We start from the raw sequence: 25,175 nt of genomic DNA, 5'->3' as shown, positions 1-25,175 counted from the left end.
AAAATTTATTTTAAAAATATCTAAAAAAAAGTTTGACAAAACGGAGCGACATCGGCAGTATCCCTCTCCGTGGCGATCAGGTTTTTTCCAAACCTTTTGGGCGGATAGCTCAGTTGGGAGAGCATCGGCCTTACAAGCCGAGGGTCACAGGTTCGAGCCCTGTTCCGCCTACCACCAAATAAGCCTGTAAAACGTCTTAACTCGTTTTACCCCAAAAAGGCGCGGAGTCGTAGTTAAGTTGGTTATAACGCCGGCCTGTCACGCCGGAGGCCGAGGGTTCGAGTCCCTTCGGCTCCGCCACTTTTCTGGAAAGGATATCAATCATTTAGATTGGTATCCTTTTTCTTTTTGGTGCCGGTAAAATTGATCGGACACATCCATCGGACACAATATTTATTTTAGGTAGTAATCGCAGTGGGTTGGGGAGGACGTTTTCTTACGGCCTCCGGCGGAATGTGCCCATCTACTTGAATTTGTTTTGGAAGTGGGATGTGTCAGGTTTCTATTTCATTTTTATATATGACAAAGACTTCGGACAATATCCTATGCATGTTGTAAATTATTTCATCAGTATATTCTTTGGTTACGTTGAAATGGCTTTGGCTAAAGTTGAATCGAGTTGAGTCCTTATCGATCTTTTTTAAATCCTGAATCGTTTTATCTTTCATTAGGTATAGGTCGCCATTTTCGTGTGCGATAGCATTTCGCACAGTGTAAACATTATCTAAAAATGCCCAATCTTCATCAGAGTGAATGGTTGATATTTTTAGTACGTCCGAAAAGAACAGTTTAATACGTTTTAAAATTGGACCCTTCAGCTGTTGAAGACGGATCTTTAGTTCAGGATGCTTGGCCTCAACGAGCCTTCTAGCAAATGTTGATAATAGCGTTTCGTATGTAGACCATGTAAATAGAATTGTTCCATGCAAAAAGAAACGTGGAGCCCACACTTCCTTTGTATATTCATATATCTGACTATACATCTGATATTCTTCATGATCGTCACAGTTGAGCATGTCGTCGTGGGCTTTACCTATGAACGCGTCCATCTGCGCGATTTGAATTTCATATAAGCTGAGAATGTCGCTTAGACTGGTCTCTATTTCAAGAAATCTTAAGTCTAAATCTAAATATATATTTGGTGATTGAATTGAGTTCGCCATACCAATTTCATATAAGTTGTAGATTCTTCTTTTACCTTCAGTTGCTTACTTTTGCGCTAGTTAGATTTTTGTCTATCCTGCGCTTGATGGCGATTAGCCTAGAGGTAAATCCTTTTTGCTTTTCATCTATGTTTTTGGGAATTGAAATCAAATCTCTAAGTGCTTTTATTAATTTGGGGTTGTCATGAATTGATGGAGTTAGGTCAATTATTGCTTGTTGAATGATGGTGTCAGCAGGTTGATGTTCATTTAAAAGGTAGCTGTTCGCCCAAACAAGATTCTCTTTCAGTTTGTCTTTCGTTTTCCCCGGAGCTCGAAGGATATTGCCAAGTAATCCTGTATATAATGATAAACGAAGCTGTTCTTTATTGGAATTTTCCAACGATAGCCTTCTCATTAGTGCTTTCGCATTTTTTTCATCATCAAGATCGTTTTGTTGAGGGTATAGATTTCGACAATATCTTCTGATGTAAATAACGCTGTCATCTAAGAACTGTATGTCCGCTCCAAGTTCCCCACTAAACCTTCTAAGCTCATTATAGCGACAATCCACACTCCCAAGTAGGTCAAAATACAAAACTAGATCATCGATAATTGGTGGAAATTCTAAAAACATATCATAAATTGTGATATTTTTCACCGAACAATGGAGTAAGCCTAAATCATGAGTCTTTTTCTTATTAGGCTTTCTGCAAAATATGAAGATAGCTTTAAGATATTTTTCTATGCTTTGTTGAGCGTACCAGTAGAACTCTAGATAGCACTGATTTCTGTATAATGTTCTAGCGGATATGTAATCCAAGTCTGCCAAGTCACGAAGGCGTGCTGCGTGGTTGTTGATTTCGCTATTTATGTCAGGATTTTTAGGAATGGTTGATTTAGGCATGTATGCTTTCTTATATTTTCTCGAACCATTGGTTATCAACTTCAACTTCCTCAACCATCCGAACATTCACACCAAGCCGGAGTTTCTTGAGCATATCAACCAAATCATCCCCATCAATCAAATCAATAGGTGAAGCTCCGTCCCGGATAGCTTCTTTGGCTGCATCTCTGGTGAACGTTCCGGTAGTAATGAAAAGCCCCTTATCTGCTCGGCCCACCATAGCTCCTCTGAAATCACGGATTGCGCTAGAGCCAACGGAACCTTTATATCTCTTGCATTGAAACACTACATGGTAGCTCAAGACTTCCTGAATCTTCACGATCCCTTTGCCGTCTATGCCACCGTCACCGGACTGTCCTGTTACTTCAACCTGCACAAAACCGACCTCCCGCAGTATACGTTTGGTTAGCCTTTCAAATGCGCTTGGGTCGAGTGACAAAACGGTCTGGTGTAGTGTTTCACGCCAGCCCATGTCATCAGGGAGAGCCTCTGGAGCATCGTCCATAGCTTTTTTCTTGGAGTTCTTACCCTGACCCCGGACAGCCTGCACAATTTCTTCAGGGTCCAATTTCATCCCGCGCTGGTACTTATCCGTAAAGGCCCAGACACCGCGTTCAGAATTGTCTATTAATCCGTACTTCTTCAGGTAAGTTCTGGCCCACGCCAGCCTGTACTCTACTTCTGTCTGGCTCGACTTTTCTGGATTATGTGGATGAGAGGTAACTTCTTCAGGAAGCTCAAGAAGCTTGATAACACCTTCAGCTATTTCTTGGATAGTTCCCGACCCGCCAAGATCAGCAATGACCTTAACTGCGGGGATCAACATTTCATGGTATTTCGGTATGTTCATTACTAGATTCACCTTTTATTAGAATCGTCATACTCTTTAGCTTATAAATTGCCAAGAGCTGAACAAAAAGAAAGGGCTGGAACTTTCGCTCCAGCCCAAACATGCTTACCAATATTTCAAATCCAATCTAGGCATAATGAAAGGCAAGCGACCTCCCCAGATTCACGATAATATTATATTTCATCTCTTCATTCCAATCTCCATGGAAACAGCCATACTTGGTACCTGAATCCCACTCAAAATAAATGCCTTTACGATGAGTAAAGCGATAAAGGCTTCCTTCATTTGTCAACTTTCCTTTAATCTTTGTCATTTTGATCCGCTGCTTGAACTGCTTCTCGGTTCCACGAAACTCAACATCTACATATTTGATGTTCGGAGCCGTAGGCTTACTAGTAGAGACAAAATCCATAATAGTCTTCTCCTATGTTAAATGGTTCCATCAATCGCATCAAAGGCACGATCCAAGCCAAGGTCACGAAGATAGCGAACTGTGGTGTTTGGGTTCTTGTGCATAAGAATGCGTTGAATGACTGAAATCGGATGTCCGGCATGGTAAAGCATCGTTGCGGTAAGATGACGAATGCTGTGATACCCGAAGAATGTAACTCCTGCTTTTTCACAGACTTTATGCATAAACCTGATCCTATCTACATATGGCCCGCCATACGTACTTGATTGGGGGGCATAGTTTACAAACACATATTCTGACCTAATTGGTTGCCGGGACTTCCAATCAAGCAGCAGCTCCTTCAGTTCAGAAAGCAACGGCACTAGCGCATATTCTTTGTTTCCGTTTTTACGCTTCATGGTCCAAAGACGAATGCGTTGCTGGTCAAAAAGGATATCTGACCACTTCAAACCATATATTGCACCACGCCTAGCTCCGGTAAAATAAAAGGTCTTGAGCAGTACATAATCTTGGCCTTCGACTACTTTCAAAACTTTCTCAAAATCATCCTTTGGCGGAACGTATCTTTCTTTTCGTTCCTCAGGTTTCTTCGGTACCGCATCAATCGGATTCAAAATCTGAGGAAAACCTTCAACAAAAACACTAGCCCACTTCCAAAATGCGTTCAGGTTCTTGCGGACCTTGTTTACCGCGTAACCGGACTGCTTCTTAAATAGCTTGTCGAAGAATGCTGCGGCATCTGACGGTGTTATAGTTTCCAATGTTCGGTCTTTACCGAAGTGCTTAATCGCCAACTTCGCATGAGAAGTTTTCTCTTTGTATGTTTTTTCAGAATACTGCGACTTACAGTGGGTCAAGTACTTGGTGAGCGAAGAAAACAACGTGGGCCTAGCAGAGAAGACCATGTTCATCGAGAATTTCTTCATCAATTCTTTCTCCTTTTCGTCCTCCCAACGTCTGGCTGCACGCCAACTTTTGGGACTTGCGTCTGGAAACAACTTCTCGACTCTTTCGCCCTTGTATTGTTTTACCGCCTTCACACGAGGACCCGACTTCTGCCGTTTGTCTAATGTTGGCATTGATCTTTTCCTCCAATATGTTTTCAAAAAACCGTATGTTTCCCGGAACAACTTCAACGCCACCCCATCGCCTGTAATGTTTGCGCATGGAATTTCCGCTTACGCCGAGTATTTTGCCAGCTTCATCTGGCGTCAGAGGTACGCCTAATTTTTCCGTCAGAGACATGCCCTTAAAATACGCTCAGACAAATTCTGAGGCAATACCAACTCAAGAAAAATCTTTATATCCCTCTATGTTAGGAGGATTTTCTATTTTATCCATCAACACTGCAACACCCTCAAACACTTTTGCATCATCAAAAATAGGTTGACTTTAAAAAAAATTTAGGGACCTGCTGGAGGCCCCTTCTAAAAGTCAGTTAAGAACAGATACTTTCTTATCTAAATGGTGTTCAAAAGAATCTCTTCTACCTCTTCATTTTGAATTCCAAGGTATCTTCGAGTTATCGAAGGAGAGGAATGTCGAAGCCTTTGACATAGCACTTCCCAAGGAGTTCCATAATGAACACGTTGTACGTAACAGAATGTTTTTCTTAAACTATGTGCTCCATAGTTACCTTGTATGTTCAGTGATGATGCCCATTCTTTGACCAAACCCGTTACCCGGTAGGTCGTAATCGGGTAATTAATGCCCTTTCTGCTACGGAAGAGAAAATGGTTATCGTCAGGTTCAAACTTATCCATATAGAACTTGAAGCAGGAAGCTATCTCCTTATTAATGACGATCACGTTTTCCTTGTTTGTTTTCTTCTCCCTTACTGCGATACGATCCCCAACTTTTTTATCCTTCAAATCCTCTATACGAAGGGAAAGTAGGTCTTGTACTCGCAAGCCTGAATTGATCCCCATAACCCAGAGCAACAAATCTCTTGGCTTAGTTCGCAACAACCTCTTTACGTTCCGAATGTCCTTTAAATTCGTAAACGGTTCTACCTTCATAAAAACCTCCTGAATGTTTGAATTTACTTTGGAAAGGATAAAACCATGCATTCAAAACGGCACGACTGAAACTGAATATCCAGCCCCAGTGGTAACTCGTTTAAGTTCTTAATTTTTTGAAAGGAAAGGAAGTAATGTACGATTTTAGATAAAAACGTACATTTAAATCGGTATGTTACAATATCTCTGTTAAGTCTGTGAAAATGACAAAAGTGCAGATTAACGATCTTGCCGTTCAAAAGAATAAACAAAAAGAGAGCACCGGAACCCAGCACTCTCTTCTTAAGATACATTTCCTATAATCTATGTTTTATAATGATAGAAATAGACCTAAGAATGATCTCTTTGGTTAGAGGTGATCTTAAAATTCTTATTATCTTCCTTCCAATGTAAACACCGGATTTCATATAACAGGTCATTAAAGCCTCCTAGAACTGTAGCTACACTCCTTTGGTTCATATATCTCTATCAAAACATCATAAATGTTAGTCTCTTTAGTAAAGTTAAAAAAATATAGATATAATAACTCTGTAAGCAAATCATATTTAAAAAAAACAAATGCATATAAAAAAAGATCACAGAATATTTTATATAATTATGTGGTTATTTTTTAAATTTAAAACAATAAATTATATGATCTTAACTAAGTCAAGTATGAAAATATATTACTTAGACTAATATGTATGAATACTTTTATACAGTTTGATTTGCTTCACAGTGTTACTAGTTGTTTATATTTTTGTTGCAGCAAGAATGATTACTTTATTGCTGTAGAATTTTATTCAAAGGATTTTTTATGACTATTTCATTACCAGAATCTTTTTACGATTACGAAGAGCTTATCAACTGTGTCATGCAGCCAGAACTGACGATTCACAGGGCTGAACCCAGCATCGATTTCGTCAATGTCGCAGTTTCTTTTGGCAACTTACATCCAAGTAAAGTTGAATCATTCTTGGAAAAACATTTCTCAATCAAATCAAGCAAATACTATTCAGATAAGAAAAAAGGAGTTTATGAAGCTGAATTTACTATCAATGGCAAAACATACAGAATCTTCTGTTTCAGTTTAAACAAATTTAAATGGACCATTTTTCAGTTCAAGGACATCGACCACTTATCAATCCCCTATATAATCAGTATCTTTAAAGGGATTCCTAATCATGTTTCAAAAATTGAATATTCGTTGGATTTCTATACTTCTGATAACGGCAAGTTTTATGAGTTTCTCTCTTCGACTGCGCTACTGAAGTATCATGGGAAGTTGTTCACCCATCCACAGTATTCTGGGACGAGATATTTAAATAGCGTCAGAACTACTTCTGGAATCGGTAGTAGAATTTACATTAAATTGAACAAGGAAGAATGTCCTGTTCGGCTTGAAGCGACCATGGCAAGGAAGGCATTGAAATCAAGATACCTTACGACAATTGAAGATGTCGTCACTGTCCATCCTATAGTCCCGTTTGGTCGGCACCAGTTCATGGTATTTGATCATGAAAAATTTAACAAAAACACCAATTTTGAAAAACCTTATGAACAAGACTTCTTCACTCTTTTGAATGGAAGCGTGAATTGTGGTGGAGTTGCTGCTGTAAGACAAGCTGTGAGTACCGTCAAAAATAATCCTCACCACTATTTTTATGATCATTATTTCATGGATAGCTTCACACAGTTCATTTCTGAACCGTTTTACCTGTCAATGTATGAAGATGCGATCAAGGTGGCATAAACTGGTTTAAGTACGTAAAAAAGGGAAGGAACTTATTGTCCCTTCCCTTTTCATGAAGTCGTATAATCTGCCGTTCAATATCGACTAAAATTTAATTTCTTGTCTCAAGAGCAACATGAAATACTACCAATGTTTGAAATGAATTCCAGCATCTTTCTGACTTTGGGTGACGCGCTGTTCAAGTTCCCAAAAATAATAGGCATTAACGGCAAGTTTCAAATTATGATCATTAAAGAGGTCTTCTATTTCAACACCAAGATGTTCCCAAAGCCATTCCTGATATTTTTTACCAAGGATATGCTCCCTAATGTAATCAGGATTCATTTTTCCTTTCTTATTATATTTTCTAAAAGCAAAGGATATTTCTTTTTGGCTGACTTCATCGAACCAAATAGCTCTTCCGCTTGCAATCCATTTCCCGAAAGAACTACAATCTGAACTCCATGCCTTTGTTCCAAGAAGTTTTGCCATTGACCCCACTCCGAATAAATGGGTGCAAATGTTATTGCGATAGAGTTCATCAGTGGCGTCATTTATCTCATCCATTTTTTTCATCCGGGTCGAACCAATTGCAACAAGCTCATCCCCCCTTTCAATGACATGTGGGACTTCATATTCCAAATTCTGGATCACCGGAACAATGTTCAACCCGCGTCGTTCCAGTTCATACTGATTTTCCCAGCACGCCTCAGTTCCATCGTCTCCATGTTCGATGTCAAAATTAAACATTATGGGATAAAATGAACTGTTATTCTTCACAAAGTGGGCATGAGTTTCAATGTCCTGATTATGTTCATTGTCATTGGTCGTAATATGGTATGTGTTCGAGTCACATGCTACTGAGAGCACATTTGGCGGCATGTTCAGCAACACCTTGAATGTTCCGGGTCCATCATTCAGATATGACCTAAGGATATGGACTTTTACATCAGGACGTAATTCATGAAGACGAAGCAAAGCTTCATACGTCATGGACGATAAATACATTCGCATTTGCTTTTTCTCCTGAATAGCCAGCTTTGACAAAAGCATAGCCAAGCTCATGTGCTAAATCTTCAAACAAGTAACCGGGGATATGATCCAGCTTGCCTTTTTCATCTCCTAGAAAGTTCGTATATTTCAACAACGTGTGAAGTTTGTCGAAAAGGATTTCAATATCACCTACATCCGGTTCGGTATTCTTTGTATAGTTAGGAACCTTGGTGGCATTGTATTCAACCTTCGCACGGAGCAAAGCTTCTGGATTAGAAGAGTTGCTCAACACTTTCATGAACTTACTATCGAAATTAATCTTCCTGCGAACAGCTGTACGAACGAACTCTTCCTTAATAGGACCAACCTGTTCTTCCTTCAGCTTAAATGTGATCTCAGCAGACTTAACAGCCACAGAAAACTCTTTGGAGGTCAGCTTCTTGTGTTTCATAGGATCAAAAGAAATCTTCTTAAAAAAGTCAGCAATCTTATTATAGTTATTGCTGGCTACTTCTGAAACAGTCACAAGGTTAGTCCAGCCGAGAAAATGAAAATCTTCGGCATCTTTAAACCGTGCGACTTTCATGCGATCACATCTAGCGGTCTTTTTAATAAGTTGAACTCCGTTTTCATCACGAAACATTAAGCCAACCACAGTTTCAAAATAGCCCTTGCGTCTGCCTTTGTTCACCACATCCTTGAGTTTGATTAAGTCGCGACCACTTTTGAGCTTCCTCAAAGCATCAGCGGTTTCAAAAGATCGGTATTTAGCCCTAATTAACTGTTCTTGAGCCAACAAATCATCGTGGATGACTTTTGCCTCCGCAGACATCGGAATGACCTGCGGCAGGTTTACCGAGGAAGACAACGTACCCATCACAACCTCCAACATTGTTCCGGTTGCCCGGAATTATCGTCTCTGCCATGACATTTTTAAAATTTGGCACTGCGGCAGAATAGCCAGTACCGTAGCCATCTGGTCTGCAATTTTATGGGTTAGTTTCGAGTATTTTTTCATACTCTTTTCATACACCTAAAACTGCTTAACAGCTTGAATTATATGTATTTTATCAAAAATAGATATTCGAGACAAGGAAGGTTTAAATAATTTTCGAGACCGCAAGGTCCACCTCCATGCGGTGCGTGGAGTAGGTCACTCAGTGAGTGACGGGGTAGACTAAACCCAACCGGGAAGGAGGAGCATATCGGGAGGCTTCTCCAACCCGGCCTATCTCTCGATAAAACACCCGTTAGTTTAGCCTCAGACCAGATTCAGGGGTATCTATCAACGTAGGATTCAAGTTCTGAAATAAATAAATGAGAGGGGCTGGAGTCTTTGTTTTAATAATTTTGAGGGGCCAGGTACCGCACTGACCAGACAAATAAAAAGTCGCAGCAAATAGGCCACGACTTTTTGGAGATAGGGGACAACCTATCCTTGAATATCTTCACCTTTAACAACAGCTTCAGTAGGAACAGCAACTTCGGGACCGCCAAGCTTTTCCAGAATGATCTTTTTCTCTCCATCAAAACTGATGGAAAACTCCGATCCTTCAGGAAAATTGATTCCGGCAGTTTCGAACTTCTTCAATGTTATCTTCAAACCTTGTTTGCCCAACTTAACTGTGTTCACAGAACGTGAATACAATCCCGGCAATGTCCGCAACTGGTTATCTTCCACAGATAACCGCATCAAATGTTGCCTTAGACTCTGAAGAGAGCACAGATTCAGCTGATTCTTCGCACTTTGAGCATCAACACCATCTTCACACATCTTCCGCAATAACGGTGCGTTGTACCTAGACTCGACAAAACCTTTCTTTGCCTTGTTTTCCTTCTTCTTGGTCATAATAAACAACCTCCTTAAATGTTTGGTTTATATATACCTATAAACCAATCAAAAAGGACGTTAACGGAAATTCTGAATATCACCGTCGTTAACGGTGAATATTTATTTTTTCGTACATTCCAATTCTCCTGCGATTTGTCTGTTGCAGGCGCAGGGAACTCCAGAAAAAGGATTAAAATTGAAGGAAGGGATAATTTTGAAAGATATTTTGACAGGAAATTAAAAAGAAATAGCGGAAGCTCCAGAAAAAAGGCCTTCATGCCGTTCGACAATATTATTCATGTTCTCCCGGAACGCCGAGGTCCCGGGAGAAAACTACATCAATTCATGACAAGCTTACTGACCGCATAGATAACCGCAAGTATGACACCCATCTTTACGAGATAAAGGATATTTGCTCCCATAGAAAGCTTTGATCCACAGTTATAGCACCGTTTAGCCTTCAAAAGATTTTCAGTTCCGCACTTATGGCATCTCTTTGATTCAGACATAATCTAATCCTCCTTTACTATCATATATCTATCTAGAATTTTGGGAAAATATCATTAGCCCAAATAACAGAAGATTGGAGAAAACGACTTATGAATGAATAGACTCTCCAAGAACGGCAAGGATAAACTCGGCTCATATTCACCGGATTACCCTTTTCTGACTAGATCAGCATTGAGACTATTTTCAGACCTCTGCTCAAACACTGCCTAGTTCTCGTAGTTCCCCAGCAGAGAAATGATCAGTCGTCTTCGGGCAGCATCAACGTAAGACAAGGTTTGCCATCATCGTCTGGGCCTATAACTGATACAATCTCCACATCTTCGAGGGTCCTCGGCTTTGTCTTCATTAAAAAAAAGACATTGAAGATTACCCTGTTTTCATCAAGACGTTCGTATACCGCCGCCTTACAAATTTCGAAAACATCATGAAGCCGTCCATCATAGCTTTGTCCTTCTCCTTCAAGACCGCTTGGAGGGGTTACGTATCGTTCATGTAGGTTCAGGGAAATACAAACCGGTACTTTGAAACCTGACTCTTTAGCCTTTTCGGTAACATCAATAAGGTATCCATCTTCTATAGCCTGCTTACGCAGATAGGAATGAATAAGGAAAACCTCAGGTATGCAATTGATAACCATATTAATCTCCTTCAAGTTTAGACGGTTATGGGACTTAAAGGATATCCTCAGGCAGAAATGATGGTCACGAAAAATATCAGGATTATGATTCGAATGGTCGGCAATAATTTTATCGCCAAAAAGAAAAAGGGCATCCCGGAGGATACCCTTTTGAAAACAGTTTTTGATTAAGAATGAATCTACATAATCGGCTCGAGAACGATAGTTCCATCTTCATCATGGGTCATATTAAATTTAACCATATTTTTCTTCAGGTCTTCATAATTTGAAAGATTCTTCATCGCCTCAGTAGGAATAGTCAATGTTCCTTTGGCATTGACGTACGGCAAATCATTTTTAGCTGCAACTTCATCATCTACCCACTTTACGTACTTCTTTGCTTTCTCGAAAAGAGATTCACCTGCTGCAAGATATATATCCTTAGCCACCTGCTTACTTACATTGAATAAACCACAAGCCTTACTGGCACGAACCACACCATTCCAGCTATCATCAGTAGAAAAAGATTCTACCAGCAGTTTGGCAAACTTAGCTTTTTCAGAGGCACTGACAGCCCGTGCCCGTACCTGCTTTGCTTTGGCTTTTTTGGCACCATTGCCACCGCTGCCGTCATCCCCATCATCAGAAGTCTGATCATCCTGAACTTCAGTAGGCTCAGATTTCTTCTGGGCATTGTCTTTTTTGCTGCTGGCGGACTTGGCTTTAACACTGTTCTCAGCATCTGCTGCTGCACGAGCCATAAAATCTTCATCATCACCGGAAAAAGATTCGTTAAATTCTTCCTGAAGTTCAACCGATTCAACTGCAGCGTTTACAGTATAATTTTCCATGATATAATCTCCTTGGTAATATTTTTAAGTTGGCAACGGTGCCGATCACCTTGATGTTGCCGTTGATCCAAGGAAACCAAAATTTAGGAACTATTGATAACCACAGGTTGAAATAAAAGTCGTGTCCAATCCAAGCTACTGTTTTAATTTAAAATTAAGAGGAAGAACTGTTAAATTTTCTATGCAATATTTCGTTACTTCGTAATAATTTCTAATCCGGCCTCTCTTAAACAGAGAATCGTAGGAAACATTGACAAGATAACCTTCTCTTAACCGTTCTTTCAGTAACGGATAAATCTCATCGAAAGATTTCGGCTGGTCTCCTCTTTCAATGCCCTCATGTATTTTGTCCCAAAGCCAGAGCACGACCAAACGCATGACATCTCCATTAGGATCAATATTCAATCCCTGCCCACCGAACTCATAAACTTGCTGCTTTGTCTCATAGTCTATTTCTTCTTCAGAAAGAATATTTTCAAACAGTTGTTTACATATATTCAGACCATTAAGTTCTTCTGCAAAATCATCAGCATGCGTAACCATTTGTTTTGGGTCAGAATCAATCTGATCACCATCATCTAACATCGAATTAAAAAAAGTCGGAGACTTACCATTTATAGATAAAACCCATTTGTCGCGAAGCCACATTACCGCATACTGATCATATTTATCCGAGCTTCGAAAAGAAAACTCTTCACCTTTGAGGAGCAATTCCAGAACTTCCTCGGTATCTATCCCTTCATCATAGTCTTTTAATACCCGGCCAAATGAACGAGCAAAACTACCTGAAATAATGATGTATTTATAATAATATCGTAAATACTCTTCGCCATAATCTTCAAGACGCTCTGTGAACCAATTTTCTGTTAGGTCAACCTCCTGCTCGTCTTTTAAGTCATCTACAAAATCATGGAGAGTAAGTTCTAATAAATTATCCAGCTCGCCTATTTCCTCGAACCTGTCCCAGATTCGATAAATAACATTTACCCTTCGTCTGTACGATGCATTCCTTCGTGTATACTCCCAGAGCCAAAAGGCTATAGTTTCAAGACGATCAATATTATCTCTATCGCTTACTTTTTTCTTTGTCTTTTTGGGTTTCTTTAGTTTCTTAGACATGAAGGGAACATAGCAAAACTCCCTTTAACGATCCAGACAAGAAGGGCAGGCAGTAGACAGAGGTGTGGGATAACTAGGATCATATCTAGATAACCACTTTTTTTTGGGTTCGCGGCAACACCACGTCCAAAAAAATTTCTATACACCTCGGTCCCTAAAAAGTCCGGGACCTCGGCATTTTTAATCATCATCCGGTAGCATCAGCGTAATACATGGTTTCATATCATCATCTGGACCGCACTGGCAGATCACTTCCACTTCTTCCAGTTTTCTGGGTTCTGCTGACATCAGAAACAACACCTGAAAATTGATCCTACTCTGGTCCAGATTCTCCTGCATTGCCAACATGCACATCGTAAAAAGGTCATGGAGCCGCCCTTCTATGCTCTGCCCTTCGCCTTCAAGACCTTCCGGTGGTTTGATGTATCCATCGTAGAGATTTAACGAAACTGCGACCGGAATCTTGAATCCAGCTTCTTTAGCTTGTTCGGTTACATCGATTAGGTTGCCATCTTCAATTGCCTGCTTTCTGGTGTACGAAAAGATCATGTTAAACATCGGATCGTCAAATACCTGCATCATAAATCTCCTTCAATTTTAGTATATTGTAAAACTTGAAGGCTATCCTGATGCTTGAAATTCGGTCACGCCAAACTTTGATTTTATTTTTGGTGATTCTGTGGCTCAGGCGGTGGTGAAATGGTCAGGGCATATCGTGAGTTTATTTCATGCATACCCAAAAGTGAGTTTGCTATTTTAAATAACACTCTATATCATCCCGCATAAAAAATGAGACTATTCGAAGTCTTCTTTCGCTCTCAACATTACTCTTGAAATATAACGGGAAATTCATGGATCATACCGCGCATAACAAGCTGGTTGCTTTTATTTGGTCAATTGCTGACGATTGCCTTAGAGACGTATTTGTTCGAGGCAAATATAGAGATGTTATTCTTCCTATGTTCGTACTCAGACGACTTGATTGTTTGCTTGAACCCACCAAAGACGCTGTTCTGGAAGAAGTTCGCTATCAGCGGGAAGAAGTTGAAATGGCAGTTCTGGACTCCAGCCCGTTGTGCGAAGAATCTGGATATGTCTTCTATAATATATCAAAATTTACGCTGAAGTCTCTGCTGAACAACCCGTCCCAGCTGGAAGCCAACTTCAAAAACTATCTGGATGGTTTCAGCGACAACGTAAAAGAGATCATCCAGCACTTTGACCTACGCAGCCAAGCCAGAAAGATGGCTGTTGCGGATGTGCTCTTTGATGTCATTGAAAAATTCGTTTCTCCTGAGATCAACCTAAGCCCCGAAGCTGGACGAGCTTCAGATGGCAGGCTGCTTCCGGCTTTGACCAACCTCGGCATGGGTTATGTGTTCGAGGAATTGATCCGCAAATTCAACGAAGAGAACAATGAAGAGGCAGGAGAACACTTTACGCCTCGTGAAGTTATCCACCTGATGACCAATATATTGTTCAAGCCGGTGAACGGGAACTTGCCTCCAGTCTTAACTATCTATGACCCAGCTTGTGGTTCAGGTGGTATGCTTACCGAGTCTGAAAAGTACATCAAAGACCCGGAAGGCGGGGTGAAGACCACCGCTGATGTGTATCTATATGGAAAAGAAGTTAACGGCGAAACTTACGCTATCTGCAAGTCTGACATGATGATTAAAGGGAATGATCCTGAGAACATCAAGTTCGGTTCAACTCTGGCTACCGATGAATTTTCGAGTATGAAGTTTGATTTCATGCTCTCCAATCCTCCGTACGGAAAGTCATGGAGTGCGGACGCAAAGTTCATCAAGGACGGCAAAGAGATAGTTGATCCCCGTTTTATGGTGCGCTTGGAGGACTATTGGGGCGATGAGAACACCGTAGATGCTACACCAGCTTCTTCAGATGGACAGCTTCTGTTCTTGATGGAGATGGTCAACAAGATGAAAAGTTCGTCTGCCTCTCCTTTAGGATCACGTATAGCTTCCGTCCATAATGGATCATCCCTGTTCACCGGAGATGCAGGAGGCGGGGCCAGCAACATTCGCAGGTGCATCATTGAGAATGATTGGGTAGAAGCCATCATCCAGCTGCCTACCAACCTGTTCTACAACACAGGCATCACCACCTATATCTGGGTACTTTCAAATAACAAGTCTCCGGAACGGAAGGGTAAAATCCAGCTCATCAATGGTTCTGAAATGTTTCGTCCGCTACGGAAGAATCTAGGTGAAAAGAACTGTGAACTCTCCGATGAGCACATCGAGCAATTGACTCAGCTCTATTTGAGCATGGATCAGGATGAAGTATCCAAGGTCTTTGAGAACAAGGACTTCGGCTATTACAAGATCGTGGTCAACAGGCCCTTGCGTCTTGCAGCACAATTTACACCCGAACGTGTCGCATCATTACGTTTCATCCCGGTAATCAAAGAGATGGCGGAATGGACTTATGAAGAGTTCGGAGATGACGTTTACTCCGATTTGAAGCAGCACAAAGACAGCATTGAACGACACATAGACCGGGAAGAGGTCAGCATCACCGCCAAGAACAAAAGCACATTACTTTCGGTAGCCAAATGGCGGGATCAGAAAAAACTTATGGAGATAGCCGGGCAACTTGCTGATGAAATCGGTGATGAACTGTTCATGGATTACAACAAGTTCGTTAATGTAGTTGATAACACGCTCAAGAGCTTGAAAATTAAGCTGGGCGCACCTCAGAAGAAGCAAATCCTGAGTGCCATGAGCTGGCAGGATGAAGAAGCCGAAAAGGTCATCAAGAAAGTTCATAAGCTCAAAGGGGATAAGCTGGACCAGCTTTTGGACAGACTTCGTGCAGACGAAGATCAACTCTCTGATTACGGATACTATCCGTCAGGCAAAAAAGACCAGTTCATTGAATACGAAGCAGACTCCGACCTTCGGGACACCGAGGTAGTTCCGCTTAAAGAAGACGTTCACGAATATTTCCTGCGCGAGGTCCGTCCGCATGTTGAAGAAGCATGGATTGATCTGGAAAAGACCAAGATCGGCTACCAGATCAGCTTCAACAAGCATTTCTACAAACATACTCCGCTGCGCTCTCTGGAAGACGTTGCAGCCGACATTCTTCAGTTGGAATCGGAAACCGATGGGTTGCTGAAGAAGCTGGTAAGCTTTGAGGGAGTTCAATAGCGATGCAGCTGCCTAAATATGATTCATATAAAGATAGTGGTGTTGCGTGGCTTGGGGAGATTCCTGAACATTGGGAGTGTGATTGTATTCGAGCCGCAACCACTTTGAAAAGCGAAAAGAACCAACCTGATCTAGAAGTTCTTTCCGTTTACCGTGAATATGGAGTCATTCCCAAGGATTCCCGTGATGACAACCACAACGCGACATCTTTAGACACCTCTGCATATAAAGTTGTGAAACCCGGAGATCTTGTAGTCAACAAAATGAAGGCATGGCAAGGTTCAATGGGTGTGAGTGAACACGAAGGAATCGTCAGCCCTGCTTATATCACCTGCAAGACGAACCAAGAGGACTTTCATCCGAAATATTTACATTACCTGCTCCGGTCAAAAACGTATGTAGGTGTATACAATGCCATTTCTTATGGTGTTAGGGTTGGGCAATGGGATTTGAGATATGAAGATTTTAAGAAGATAACCATTCCAATTCCAACCAAAACAGAACAAGAACGTATAGTCTCCTTCCTCGACCAAAAAACAGCCGAAATCAATGAAGCCATTGCCAAGAAGCAGAAGCTCATTGAGTTGCTTCAAGAGCAGAAGTCTATTCTCATCAATCAGGCGGTGACCAAAGGTCTGAACCCTGATGCGCCTATGAAAGATAGCGGAGTCGAATGGATTGGGGAGATTCCGGCGCATTGGGAGGTGAAGAGGTTAAAATATGCATCAAAAATTTTCAGAGGTAAATTTACACACCGACCACGCAATGACCAAAGATTATATGATGGCGAATATCCTTTCATTCAAACAGGAGATGTCGCTCGAGCTGGAAAGTTTGTTACCTCATTCAAGCAGACACTTAATGAAAAAGGATTGAGAGTTTCAACACTCGTCCCATCAGGCACAGTCGTCATTACAATTGCTGCAAACATTGGTGATGTTGCAATTATTGATTTTGACGCTTGCTTCCCAGATAGTGTTGTAGGATTTTCGCCACATAGTATGATGGATAGAGATTTTTTATATTACTCAATGACTGCGATGAAAAATGTATTTATTAGGTCAACAACAAAAAACACTCAAATGAACTTAAATGTTGAAAGTGTTGGCTCAAATCAGATTACGATTCCTCCACATGAAGAACAAATTAATATTGTGTCATATATTGAACGAATATTAGAAGAGCAAAGTTCTTTGTCATTGAACTATGAATCTCAAATCAATCTTTTACAAGAATATAAACAATCACTAATCTCTTCAGCAGTCACAGGAAAAATAAAGGTCTAGGAGTCACCATGCCCAGCAAAACCAACGAAGAAGCTCTTGAAAGTCATATTGAAAATGCATTCCTTGCTGATGGATATGAAGCTGGGAATCCCGGTAATTTTGATTCACACTTTGCACTTGATACCGAAGTCTTCTGGCTATTCTTGGAGGCAACCCAGCCCAAGGAGCTGGACAAGCTTTCCTCACAGCACAATTGGCAACGCATGGTCCTTGAAAGGCTGGATCGTAAGATCAAAGCGGACGGGATTCTGTCTGTGCTCAAGAAAGGTTTGTCCATCGACAATGCCCATCTGACGCTTCTTTATCGTGCTCCATACAATGACCTGAACCCGGATGTGGTCAGGCTTTTCAACTCGAATATATTCACCATCACCCGGCAGGTCCACTACTCGGTCAGCGAACCGCTCAAGTCGGTAGATATGGTGCTTTCCATCAACGGGCTGCCAATTGCTACTTTTGAGTTGAAGAACCCTTGGACCGGGCAAAATGTTAATCACGCCAAGAAGCAGTATTGCCAAGACCGTGATCCCAGAGAAACATTGTTCCAGTTCAGGCGGTGTCTGGTACATTTTGCTGTAGACCCGGACCAAGTGTTCATGGCTACCAAGATTGACGGAACAAAGACCTTCTTCCTGCCATTCAATAAAGGGCAGAACTTCGGTAAAGGCAACCCGCCGAACATGCTTGGACACAAGACTGCATATCTTTGGGAAGAAGTCCTTACCAGACTTAGCCTGACCAATATTATCGAGCACTTCAGCAAAGAAATCGTAGAAAAAGACCCGAAGACGAGGAAGAAGACCCGCACGCTGTTCTTCCCGCGTTATCATCAGCTTGATGTGGTTCGAAAAGCTCTGGCCCATGTGAAAGCTCAGGGAGTTGGTAGCTGCTACCTAATCCAGCACTCGGCAGGATCAGGCAAATCAAATTCCATTACATGGCTGGCATATCAGCTTGTTGAACTTTACGATCAAGACGGGGTGAACAACATTTTCGATTCCGTGATCGTGGTTACGGACCGCAAGGTGTTGGATAAGCAGATACGCGACAACATTAAGCAGTTTGCGGAAGTCAAAAACATTGTTGCTCCAGCCTTCAGCTCACGAGAACTCAAAGACAATCTTGAGAAGGGCAAGAAGCTTATCATCACCACAGTTCAGAAGTTTCCCTACATTGTGGAAGGCATTGAAGACCTTTCCGAAAAAAATTTCGCGGTGCTCATTGATGAAGCACACTCCTCCCAGAGTGGAAGGTCAGCAGACTTGATGAATACAAGTCTGGGAGAACAAGAGAATGGAGAAGAGCTGGATTGGCAGGACAAGATACTTGCTGCCATGAAAGGACGGCGCATGAATGACAATGCTTCCTATTTCGCGTTCACCGCAACGCCGAAGTCGGCAACGCTTGAGAAGTTCGGGACTCAGGATAGGGACGGGAAGTTCAATCCCTTCCAACTATACTCTATGCGCCAAGCCATCGAAGAAGGCTTTATTCTGGACGTTCTCGCCAACTACACGACCTATAAGAGCTACTACAAAATCCATAAGTCCATAGAGGACAACCCGATCTTCGACAAATCAAAAGCCCAGCGGAAGCTCAAAGCATTTGTCGAAACACACCCCGATACCATTGAAGCTAAAGCCAAAGTCATGGTGGACCACTTCATCAGCTCCGTATGGCAGAAGAAGAAACTCAAGGGCAAGGCCAAGGCTATGGTGGTTACGCAGTCCATCAAGAGCGCGATCCGCTATTTCTTTGCTATCCGAAAAGAGTTGAAAGAGCGAAACATGGGCTTCGGTGCAATTGTAGCTTTTTCCGGCGATAAAACAGTGGACGGTGTGAAACATACTGAAGATTCACTGAACGGATTTCCCGGAGGCGAGATAGCTGAGAAGTTCAAGACGGATGATTACAAGATTCTGGTTGTTGCTAACAAATTTCAGACAGGCTTTGACGAACCTCTTCTCCATACAATGTACGTGGATAAGCGACTCCAAAGCGTTATGGCGGTGCAGACTTTATCTCGTCTGAATCGCTGCAACGATAAGATGGGCAAAAAGGACACATTCGTTCTCGACTTCTTCAACTCGGTGGACGAAATCAAGAAAGCTTTTGACCCATTTTATACTGCGACATCACTATCTGAGCCTACGGATGTTAATGTCCTGCACGACATCAAAGAACAGCTAGACATCACCGGAGTATATGAATCGGATGAAGTTGAGGAGTTCAACAAGCTCTTCTTTGAGGAAGCTGATGCTGATCAGCTTTCACCGATTCTCGATACAGTGGTGAAACGCTTTGAAGAAGACTTTGATGACGATGAAAAAATTGACTTCAAGATCAAGGCAAAGCAGTTCGTAAAAATTTATTCTCAGGTAGCCAGCATCATTCCTTTCGAAAACATGGAATGGGAGATGTTGCACTGGTTTCTGAAGTTTTTAATCCCCAAGCTCAAAGTCAATAACCCGGAAGACGATCAGATTGATGAATTGCTGAATAGTGTTGATCTTTCAACCTATGGATTACAGCGGAGCAAACTAGGCTCAAAGATCGATTTGGACCCGGAAGAATCTGAACTCCCGCCGCAGAACCCGACACCAAGAGGCATGCACGGAGTTGAAGAACTGGACGCGCTGGATGAAATCATCAAGATATTCAACGAACGTCATTTCGATGGCTGGGACGCAACACCGGAAGAGCAGAAGATCAAACTGATCAACATCGCCCGGCACGTTGTGAATAATCCCAAATACGCTGAACAAGTCGCCAATAACCCGGATCAGCAGAATAGCGAGTTAGCACTCAAGAAGCTCATCAAACTTGCCGTTAACTCGGAAAGAAAACGGGAACTGGACTTATACAAAAGCTACGCAAACGACAAAGCATTCGAAAGAACATTTGATTCAACGATTGCAAGACTCTTGGCTCATTTCTCAGCTGATGAAATTCATGAATTAGCGAATGGTGGGTAGAAAAGGATCAAAATCAGATTGCCAAACGTAGTATGCCAAAGCTTAGATGAACTGGAAGGTATATTGGATTAGGGTAACGAAAATTAGTTTTCTGAGGACCTTGTTCATAATTCCGGTCAATTGAAATTCTTTGAGGGTTGTTTAAAGAGGACGCTTGTTGTTGCCTCTTTGGATATTCGAAATAGTTTTCCATTTCTTGTAGAGGATCAATTATGAATGATGACTATAAAGACGATTTATTAGCGCAACTAAAGCATCAACTCTCGTCTGCGACTGCTCCTCCATTCCTGTTCGTTGGTTCAGGATTTTCTCAGCGGTACCTTGGACTCCCTAGCTGGAATGGTCTACTTGAGAGATTTTGTGAAAATATTAAACCATATAAGTACTATCTATCGTCGGCGAATGGAAACCTTCCACAAGTTGCTTCACTAATGTCTGATGACTTTTTTGAACACGCTTGGTCTGACCCAATGATGTCAAGCATATTAGCAAATAAAGAGATACATTCAAAAGAAGGTGTACTTAAATATTTTATCTCTGAATTCATATCGCAAGAGTATGACAATGGAACATTTGAAAGCCCTCATCCAGATGAAATACAGAAGCTTGAAGGCTTAAGCGTAGATGCCATAATAACAACCAATTGGGATTGTTATCTTGAAGATATTTTTCCTGAGTATTCAACATATGTTGGACAAGATGAGATAGTTGTCGCAAACCCATATGGTGTAGGTGAAATATATAAAATTCACGGATGTATCAAAAATCCCGACAGTCTAGTCCTAACAAACAATGATTACGCTGAGTTCGAAAGCAACTACGCATACCTGGCAGCAAAATTAGTTACTTTTTTGATTGAACACCCGGTAGTCTTCATAGGTTACAGCCTCCAAGATGAGAACATACTTAATATAATTGAAAGTCTGGCCCGCTGTTTAGGTGATGGCGTCCAAGAGAGATTAAGAAACAACCTAATTCTTGTTCAACGGTGCGGTAAGGGAAGAAATGAAGGGATTGAAGCAACAAGAGTCAAAGTTCATGACCATCACGTTCCACTGACCACAGTTACTACTGATGACTTTGGTATTGTTTATGATGCAATTAATAGCATTAAAAGAAAGGTTCCTGCGAAGATATTGAGATTTCTGAAAGAAGAAATATATGAAATCGCAAAATCAAGTGAACCAGAAAAGCGCATCTTTGTCTCAGACTTTGACGATATAGAAGACAACAAAAACATTGAATTCGTTGTCGGGGTTGGCGTGAAAGAACTTCATGACAAAGGTATTGAAGCTCAAGCAACTCAAAAAGGGTATAATCTTATAGAGATTGATGAAATCCTTGAAGACATATTAACATCACCTGACGACAGTTCAAAATTTGATGATACTGGAGAACTCGTTAAAGGGGCTATATGCTTTCATTTAAAAAGGTCACCATACACCCCCATATTCAAATATTTATGCATGCTTGGTATTACAAATGAAGAACAGTACCGTGCTTCAGACTTTGAATTAGACAAGGCATATGACAGAGCTTTTGAAGAATTCCATTACCAAACTCAAGCTTATTCAAAGGCTGCTGAAGGATTATCTTTGTCAGATATAGTACAAAAATATTCGCCACAAAAAGCCGCAATGGTTATTCCTCATTTAAAGCCTGACGAAATTGATTTGGAAGAATTAAAAGCATTTCTTAAAACCTACGAAGAATGGAGATCAAAAGAATCTTCATATCGCTCACTCTACCGAAAACTTGTGACTATTTATGATCGACTAAAATTCGGTTGGATTGATTAGTAGGACAACTCACTACAGATTTGAGGATAGTCAAAGACTATTAACACTGGTGCTTCGCTGGCTGGCAGGCGGTTATCCTAAAGCACCTGTAATTTCAACGTGTTAAAAATCGGACACATCATCGGACACATTTCTAGGTGAAAACAATGAAAATAATGTGTCAGATGAATGATATAAACGGTTAAAGTACTTGAATCTTTTATTCAGCTGGCACTCTGTCACGCCGGAGGCCGAGGGTTCGAGTCCCTTCGACTCCGCCAGAAAGTTCAAAGGGTTACACGCAAGTGTAACCCTTTTTTCATGCCTTCCAGATATCCCCCTCAAAGAAACCGGATTTTCGGACCTACAATCGTAGAAATTAAAAGCTGCTTTTTAAAGTTTAATTCTGTCCTCAGCATCCAAATACCATCTAGCCATTACAGCGTCGGCTCTAAAAGCCTAGAACATATCAAATTGAACTTATTTAATTAATAAAAGCATCTCATAAACATAAAGTTTCCTATAACACCACCGATAAAACTCCTGAAACAAAAGGGGTTTTTCAAAAGTGAAAATAATCTACCTGCTATTCATATTATCTCTTCTGCTGCCTGAAATATCCCATGCTTCATGGAAAGGGAAAGTTATCAAAGTTAACAATGCCCAATCGTATGTCATCTTAAAGGACGGACGCCCTACTACAGTTAAACTGGAAAACATAACCTTCCCGGAAGACACCTCTGCGGAAAGTTACGCCAAGGCAACTTTAGACGCCTGCAATCTGGCTTTGTCCAGGACCGCTACAGTTTTTGAAGATGGAACCACCCAGGAAGGTGAGGTCATCGCAAATGTAATTATCAATGGCAGATGCTTAAATGACCTGCTTGTTACCCAGAAAATCATGAAAGTGAATGACGCAGGCTCTATGCATATCAATAAATTTAAATATAGCAGGACACCGGTATATGTAGAGCGTCTTCCACAAAAGATAACTACAGCTTCATCAAATGTTGAGACAGTTAAGCTAAGATATGTGAGTAATATTAGTCCCGCCACTGAACCAAAAAGTTCCACGACAGAATATTATATTGAGGTTGAAGAAAAAGACCCAAGCAGTGCTCTCGGCTTTTGGAATAACAGGAAGAGAAAAATAAAACGTTTAGTTAAAGTTCATCGGGCAAATAACGGCATCCCTCCTGAGACAGTTCAGGGGAAAAAGCAGATAATAACTTCCCCTGAAAAATATCATCCGCAAGACAATCAAAGAGATTTCGCAGCAGATAATTACGTTAACTCCCCAGCGTATCAGTCAAAGACAAGCGCTCAAACCGATAATTTAGCTCTTGTATCCGAAAATTCGCGGGATAGCTCTACAAAAAAGTCAGATTGCCAAGGCACAAAATACAGGATGGATGTCATACTCGGCTACAATGCAGGAGGACTAGATTTCGATGCGGACGGTGTCAGCGGTTATGCTGGAACTGGCAGCGGCCTCCTTACAGGAATAAATTTTTGGGAAGACGGTTTCCTTGCAGACTGGTTTACGACCGGGTTGCTGCTTCGTTACAGACAGCAATCCTCCAACGTAAAGATTGACGGATACGGAGAGGGAGATTTTACCCTCGATGCATACGACTTTATCGGCCGACTGACCATTAGAAAAAACAAAGGAGATATCCACCCCTATGCAGGGTTCGGATTTGGAGCTTCTTATTTCGTAGAAAGTGAAATAACCTCAGAAAGTGCCTCCGGACCGACCATAGAAGGCTTTGCCGGTGTAGACTACGATATTACAGATTCACTGTATCTTGGAATGGAAGCGGACTATACAAGAAGCTGGTTCGAACTATATGGAGTGGATTTCAGCCATGACGGAGTCGGGGCAGCACTGAAATTAGGGTTTAGATTTAACTAGTTTAATTTGTACTCATAACTTTTCAAAATGTAACACTTGCCACGTACCCATTGCCATTCAATAAGCGTTACCTAATAATAATCTTGTTCGCCATTATTCCTGCAACTATAGTCAACCATAAGAGGTCTACACTAAAGGAAGTAGACACATTCCGAATGATCAAAATTACAGCTATTGATTTTTATCTCGACTAGCCGCACAAACCTTGTACACGTAGCCGATGATTTTTGAAGTTACAAAATACGTATTCCCGCCTATGAATAAGCTCTATTTTATGATGAAATCCTTCGATTGTTCCTTTTATTGGCTGTAACGAAACGTCCGGGCTACTTCATCTTTCCAACTTTTCAAAATTTTATCCAGTGTCCGGGAGCGGAGTAAAAGAACTCTGCTGAAGTTGATTGACATAATCAAGCAATTATAAATGTGTTATTGGGAACTACCACTATTTTACACCCTGGCCTTGGGCAAGTAGTTAAGATCATGGTAGTCGGTCACGCTGTCCTGCCTACACCGCATGGTTCGTATAATTTAACCTAACTTATGGTCGAATCCCAAGCACGGGATGCTAAACGTAAATAATATACTTTTTACGTTTTACCTATTTCAATATAAATATATTTTACTATTATCTCATTCTAGTTAGACAATCTCAGCTCTATTATTGACTTTATAACAAACTTAGGTTAAAAATCATCTAGATAAATTTTAGATATTTTCTATTCTATTTTATCTTCAAAGAAGTGATAATTGAGACAATAAAAAATATTGCAAGTTATACTGTTATACTGTAGATGATCTTTTTACAAAAAATTTTAAGAGAATGAGCCAATGTCAAAAAAAATAAAAATAATGAAGATGAGAGCCTCAAAACAACAAGTCTGGAGGAGAAGATCTTCAAGGATGCTTACCTATGAAAATAGGCAAGATGGAGTATCTCCCACTTCATCACGTTCGCTTGAAGCTGCAAAAGCAATGGAAAAAAATATCAAGTACGCGTGTGTAGCTGAAGAATTTAGTTACCCTAATATCGTTATTTAAAATCGTCCAAATAAAAAAAGGAGCTGTCTCGTAAGAGGTAGCTC

At 41.0% G+C, this 25,175-nt stretch carries 22 protein-coding genes and 2 tRNA genes; 9 read left to right on the top strand and 15 right to left on the bottom strand.

Annotated features, from left to right (window positions below):
- Positions 1-98: 98 nt before the first annotated feature.
- Both G496_RS0108440 and G496_RS0108435 read left to right on the top strand, forming a co-directional pair.
- Positions 99-174 (top strand) — tRNA-Val (locus G496_RS0108440).
- Between the two features lie 49 nt (positions 175-223).
- Positions 224-300 (top strand) — tRNA-Asp (locus G496_RS0108435).
- Between the two features lie 194 nt (positions 301-494).
- Here G496_RS0108435 and G496_RS0108430 read toward each other — a convergent pair.
- From G496_RS0108430 to G496_RS0108405, 7 genes are all read right to left on the bottom strand, one after another.
- Positions 495-1,163, bottom strand: coding sequence for a hypothetical protein (locus tag G496_RS0108430; protein ID WP_027178899.1), 669 nt, complete (start codon positions 1,161-1,163; stop codon positions 495-497).
- A 37-nt stretch (positions 1,164-1,200) separates the two neighbouring features.
- Positions 1,201-2,049, bottom strand: a complete 849-nt coding sequence (locus G496_RS0108425; RefSeq protein WP_169725746.1) for a HEPN domain-containing protein — start codon at positions 2,047-2,049, stop codon at positions 1,201-1,203.
- A 10-nt stretch (positions 2,050-2,059) separates the two neighbouring features.
- Entirely contained in the window at positions 2,060-2,899 is an 840-nt protein-coding gene (locus G496_RS0108420) for a restriction endonuclease (protein ID WP_027178897.1), read from the bottom strand.
- Positions 2,900-3,026: 127 nt separating this feature from the next.
- The gene (locus tag G496_RS0108415; RefSeq protein ID WP_027178896.1) at positions 3,027-3,311 is read right to left on the bottom strand and encodes a hypothetical protein; all 285 of its coding nucleotides are present in this window, start codon (positions 3,309-3,311) and stop codon (positions 3,027-3,029) included.
- Between the two features lie 17 nt (positions 3,312-3,328).
- A complete protein-coding gene (locus tag G496_RS0108410; protein WP_169725745.1) occupies positions 3,329-4,237 on the bottom strand; it encodes a tyrosine-type recombinase/integrase in 909 nt (302 codons plus the stop codon).
- Entirely contained in the window at positions 4,200-4,556 is a 357-nt protein-coding gene (locus tag G496_RS21280) for a hypothetical protein (RefSeq protein WP_169725744.1), read from the bottom strand. Before G496_RS21280 ends, G496_RS0108410 begins: the two co-directional genes overlap by 38 nt.
- A 215-nt stretch (positions 4,557-4,771) precedes the next feature.
- The gene (locus G496_RS0108405; protein WP_027178894.1) at positions 4,772-5,329 is read right to left on the bottom strand and encodes a tyrosine-type recombinase/integrase; all 558 of its coding nucleotides are present in this window, start codon (positions 5,327-5,329) and stop codon (positions 4,772-4,774) included.
- A 796-nt stretch (positions 5,330-6,125) separates the two neighbouring features.
- Here G496_RS0108405 and G496_RS0108400 point away from each other — a divergent pair.
- Positions 6,126-7,061, top strand: a complete 936-nt coding sequence (locus G496_RS0108400; RefSeq protein WP_027178893.1) for a hypothetical protein — start codon at positions 6,126-6,128, stop codon at positions 7,059-7,061.
- Between the two features lie 123 nt (positions 7,062-7,184).
- Here the strand turns inward: G496_RS0108400 and G496_RS0108395 are convergent, their stop codons facing one another.
- The 8 genes from G496_RS0108395 to G496_RS0108345 form a co-directional block, all read right to left on the bottom strand.
- Positions 7,185-8,054: a hypothetical protein gene (locus G496_RS0108395; RefSeq protein ID WP_156900620.1), complete on the bottom strand. Its 870-nt coding sequence runs from the start codon at positions 8,052-8,054 to the stop codon at positions 7,185-7,187.
- Positions 8,023-8,910: a hypothetical protein gene (locus G496_RS0108390; protein ID WP_027178891.1), complete on the bottom strand. Its 888-nt coding sequence runs from the start codon at positions 8,908-8,910 to the stop codon at positions 8,023-8,025. Before G496_RS0108390 ends, G496_RS0108395 begins: the two co-directional genes overlap by 32 nt.
- 555 nt (positions 8,911-9,465) lie before the next feature.
- Complete coding sequence (locus tag G496_RS0108385) at positions 9,466-9,882, bottom strand: hypothetical protein (RefSeq protein WP_027178890.1); 417 nt, start codon at positions 9,880-9,882, stop codon at positions 9,466-9,468.
- A gap of 320 nt (positions 9,883-10,202) precedes the next feature.
- Positions 10,203-10,373, bottom strand: a complete 171-nt coding sequence (locus G496_RS21110) for a zinc-ribbon domain-containing protein (protein WP_156900619.1) — start codon at positions 10,371-10,373, stop codon at positions 10,203-10,205.
- 239 nt (positions 10,374-10,612) lie between these two features.
- Positions 10,613-11,011 (bottom strand): DUF6573 family protein, encoded by a 399-nt coding sequence (locus G496_RS0108370; protein ID WP_034632833.1) that lies wholly within the window; start codon positions 11,009-11,011, stop codon positions 10,613-10,615.
- Between the two features lie 179 nt (positions 11,012-11,190).
- Complete coding sequence (locus tag G496_RS0108360; protein WP_027178887.1) at positions 11,191-11,841, bottom strand: hypothetical protein; 651 nt, start codon at positions 11,839-11,841, stop codon at positions 11,191-11,193.
- A gap of 135 nt (positions 11,842-11,976) precedes the next feature.
- Positions 11,977-12,960 carry a hypothetical protein gene (locus tag G496_RS0108355; RefSeq protein ID WP_027178886.1) on the bottom strand — a complete coding sequence of 328 codons (984 nt, stop codon included), beginning with the start codon at positions 12,958-12,960 and terminating at the stop codon, positions 11,977-11,979.
- Between the two features lie 180 nt (positions 12,961-13,140).
- A complete protein-coding gene (locus G496_RS0108345; protein ID WP_027178884.1) occupies positions 13,141-13,542 on the bottom strand; it encodes a DUF6573 family protein in 402 nt (133 codons plus the stop codon).
- A 269-nt stretch (positions 13,543-13,811) separates the two neighbouring features.
- Here G496_RS0108345 and G496_RS0108340 point away from each other — a divergent pair, with 269 nt between their 5' ends.
- From G496_RS0108340 to G496_RS0108315, 6 genes are all read left to right on the top strand, one after another.
- Positions 13,812-16,136, top strand: coding sequence for a type I restriction-modification system subunit M (locus tag G496_RS0108340; protein ID WP_027178883.1), 2,325 nt, complete (start codon positions 13,812-13,814; stop codon positions 16,134-16,136).
- Between the two features lie 2 nt (positions 16,137-16,138).
- Complete coding sequence (locus G496_RS0108335; protein ID WP_027178882.1) at positions 16,139-17,422, top strand: restriction endonuclease subunit S; 1,284 nt, start codon at positions 16,139-16,141, stop codon at positions 17,420-17,422.
- Positions 17,423-17,430: 8 nt separating this feature from the next.
- Positions 17,431-20,397, top strand: coding sequence for a type I restriction endonuclease subunit R (locus G496_RS0108330; protein ID WP_027178881.1), 2,967 nt, complete (start codon positions 17,431-17,433; stop codon positions 20,395-20,397).
- Between the two features lie 212 nt (positions 20,398-20,609).
- Entirely contained in the window at positions 20,610-22,196 is a 1,587-nt protein-coding gene (locus G496_RS0108325; protein WP_034632825.1) for an SIR2 family protein, read from the top strand.
- Positions 22,197-22,743: 547 nt separating this feature from the next.
- The gene (locus G496_RS0108320; protein ID WP_027178879.1) at positions 22,744-24,090 is read left to right on the top strand and encodes a porin family protein; all 1,347 of its coding nucleotides are present in this window, start codon (positions 22,744-22,746) and stop codon (positions 24,088-24,090) included.
- A gap of 831 nt (positions 24,091-24,921) precedes the next feature.
- Positions 24,922-25,131: a hypothetical protein gene (locus G496_RS0108315; RefSeq protein WP_027178878.1), complete on the top strand. Its 210-nt coding sequence runs from the start codon at positions 24,922-24,924 to the stop codon at positions 25,129-25,131.
- Positions 25,132-25,175: the final 44 nt, after the last annotated feature.

The organism is Maridesulfovibrio bastinii DSM 16055, from assembly GCF_000429985.1.
In the GTDB taxonomy this organism is placed as follows: domain Bacteria; phylum Desulfobacterota; class Desulfovibrionia; order Desulfovibrionales; family Desulfovibrionaceae; genus Maridesulfovibrio; species Maridesulfovibrio bastinii.
The sequence above is the reverse complement of the archived record's forward strand: the minus strand, read 5'-3'. Positions and strand labels throughout refer to the sequence as shown.

Coding starts and splice junctions, on each gene's coding strand:
- G496_RS0108430 (WP_027178899.1), bottom strand. CDS start 1,163: ATGGCGAACTCAATTCAATCACCAAATATATATTTAGATTTAGACTTA.
- G496_RS0108425 (WP_169725746.1), bottom strand. CDS start 2,049: ATGCCTAAATCAACCATTCCTAAAAATCCTGACATAAATAGCGAAATC.
- G496_RS0108420 (WP_027178897.1), bottom strand. CDS start 2,899: ATGAACATACCGAAATACCATGAAATGTTGATCCCCGCAGTTAAGGTC.
- G496_RS0108415 (WP_027178896.1), bottom strand. CDS start 3,311: ATGGATTTTGTCTCTACTAGTAAGCCTACGGCTCCGAACATCAAATAT.
- G496_RS0108410 (WP_169725745.1), bottom strand. CDS start 4,237: ATGAAGAAATTCTCGATGAACATGGTCTTCTCTGCTAGGCCCACGTTG.
- G496_RS21280 (WP_169725744.1), bottom strand. CDS start 4,556: ATGTCTCTGACGGAAAAATTAGGCGTACCTCTGACGCCAGATGAAGCT.
- G496_RS0108405 (WP_027178894.1), bottom strand. CDS start 5,329: ATGAAGGTAGAACCGTTTACGAATTTAAAGGACATTCGGAACGTAAAG.
- G496_RS0108400 (WP_027178893.1), top strand. CDS start 6,126: ATGACTATTTCATTACCAGAATCTTTTTACGATTACGAAGAGCTTATC.
- G496_RS0108395 (WP_156900620.1), bottom strand. CDS start 8,054: ATGCGAATGTATTTATCGTCCATGACGTATGAAGCTTTGCTTCGTCTT.
- G496_RS0108390 (WP_027178891.1), bottom strand. CDS start 8,910: ATGGGTACGTTGTCTTCCTCGGTAAACCTGCCGCAGGTCATTCCGATG.
- G496_RS0108385 (WP_027178890.1), bottom strand. CDS start 9,882: ATGACCAAGAAGAAGGAAAACAAGGCAAAGAAAGGTTTTGTCGAGTCT.
- G496_RS21110 (WP_156900619.1), bottom strand. CDS start 10,373: ATGTCTGAATCAAAGAGATGCCATAAGTGCGGAACTGAAAATCTTTTG.
- G496_RS0108370 (WP_034632833.1), bottom strand. CDS start 11,011: ATGGTTATCAATTGCATACCTGAGGTTTTCCTTATTCATTCCTATCTG.
- G496_RS0108360 (WP_027178887.1), bottom strand. CDS start 11,841: ATGGAAAATTATACTGTAAACGCTGCAGTTGAATCGGTTGAACTTCAG.
- G496_RS0108355 (WP_027178886.1), bottom strand. CDS start 12,960: ATGTCTAAGAAACTAAAGAAACCCAAAAAGACAAAGAAAAAAGTAAGC.
- G496_RS0108345 (WP_027178884.1), bottom strand. CDS start 13,542: ATGATGCAGGTATTTGACGATCCGATGTTTAACATGATCTTTTCGTAC.
- G496_RS0108340 (WP_027178883.1), top strand. CDS start 13,812: ATGGATCATACCGCGCATAACAAGCTGGTTGCTTTTATTTGGTCAATT.
- G496_RS0108335 (WP_027178882.1), top strand. CDS start 16,139: ATGCAGCTGCCTAAATATGATTCATATAAAGATAGTGGTGTTGCGTGG.
- G496_RS0108330 (WP_027178881.1), top strand. CDS start 17,431: ATGCCCAGCAAAACCAACGAAGAAGCTCTTGAAAGTCATATTGAAAAT.
- G496_RS0108325 (WP_034632825.1), top strand. CDS start 20,610: ATGAATGATGACTATAAAGACGATTTATTAGCGCAACTAAAGCATCAA.
- G496_RS0108315 (WP_027178878.1), top strand. CDS start 24,922: ATGTCAAAAAAAATAAAAATAATGAAGATGAGAGCCTCAAAACAACAA.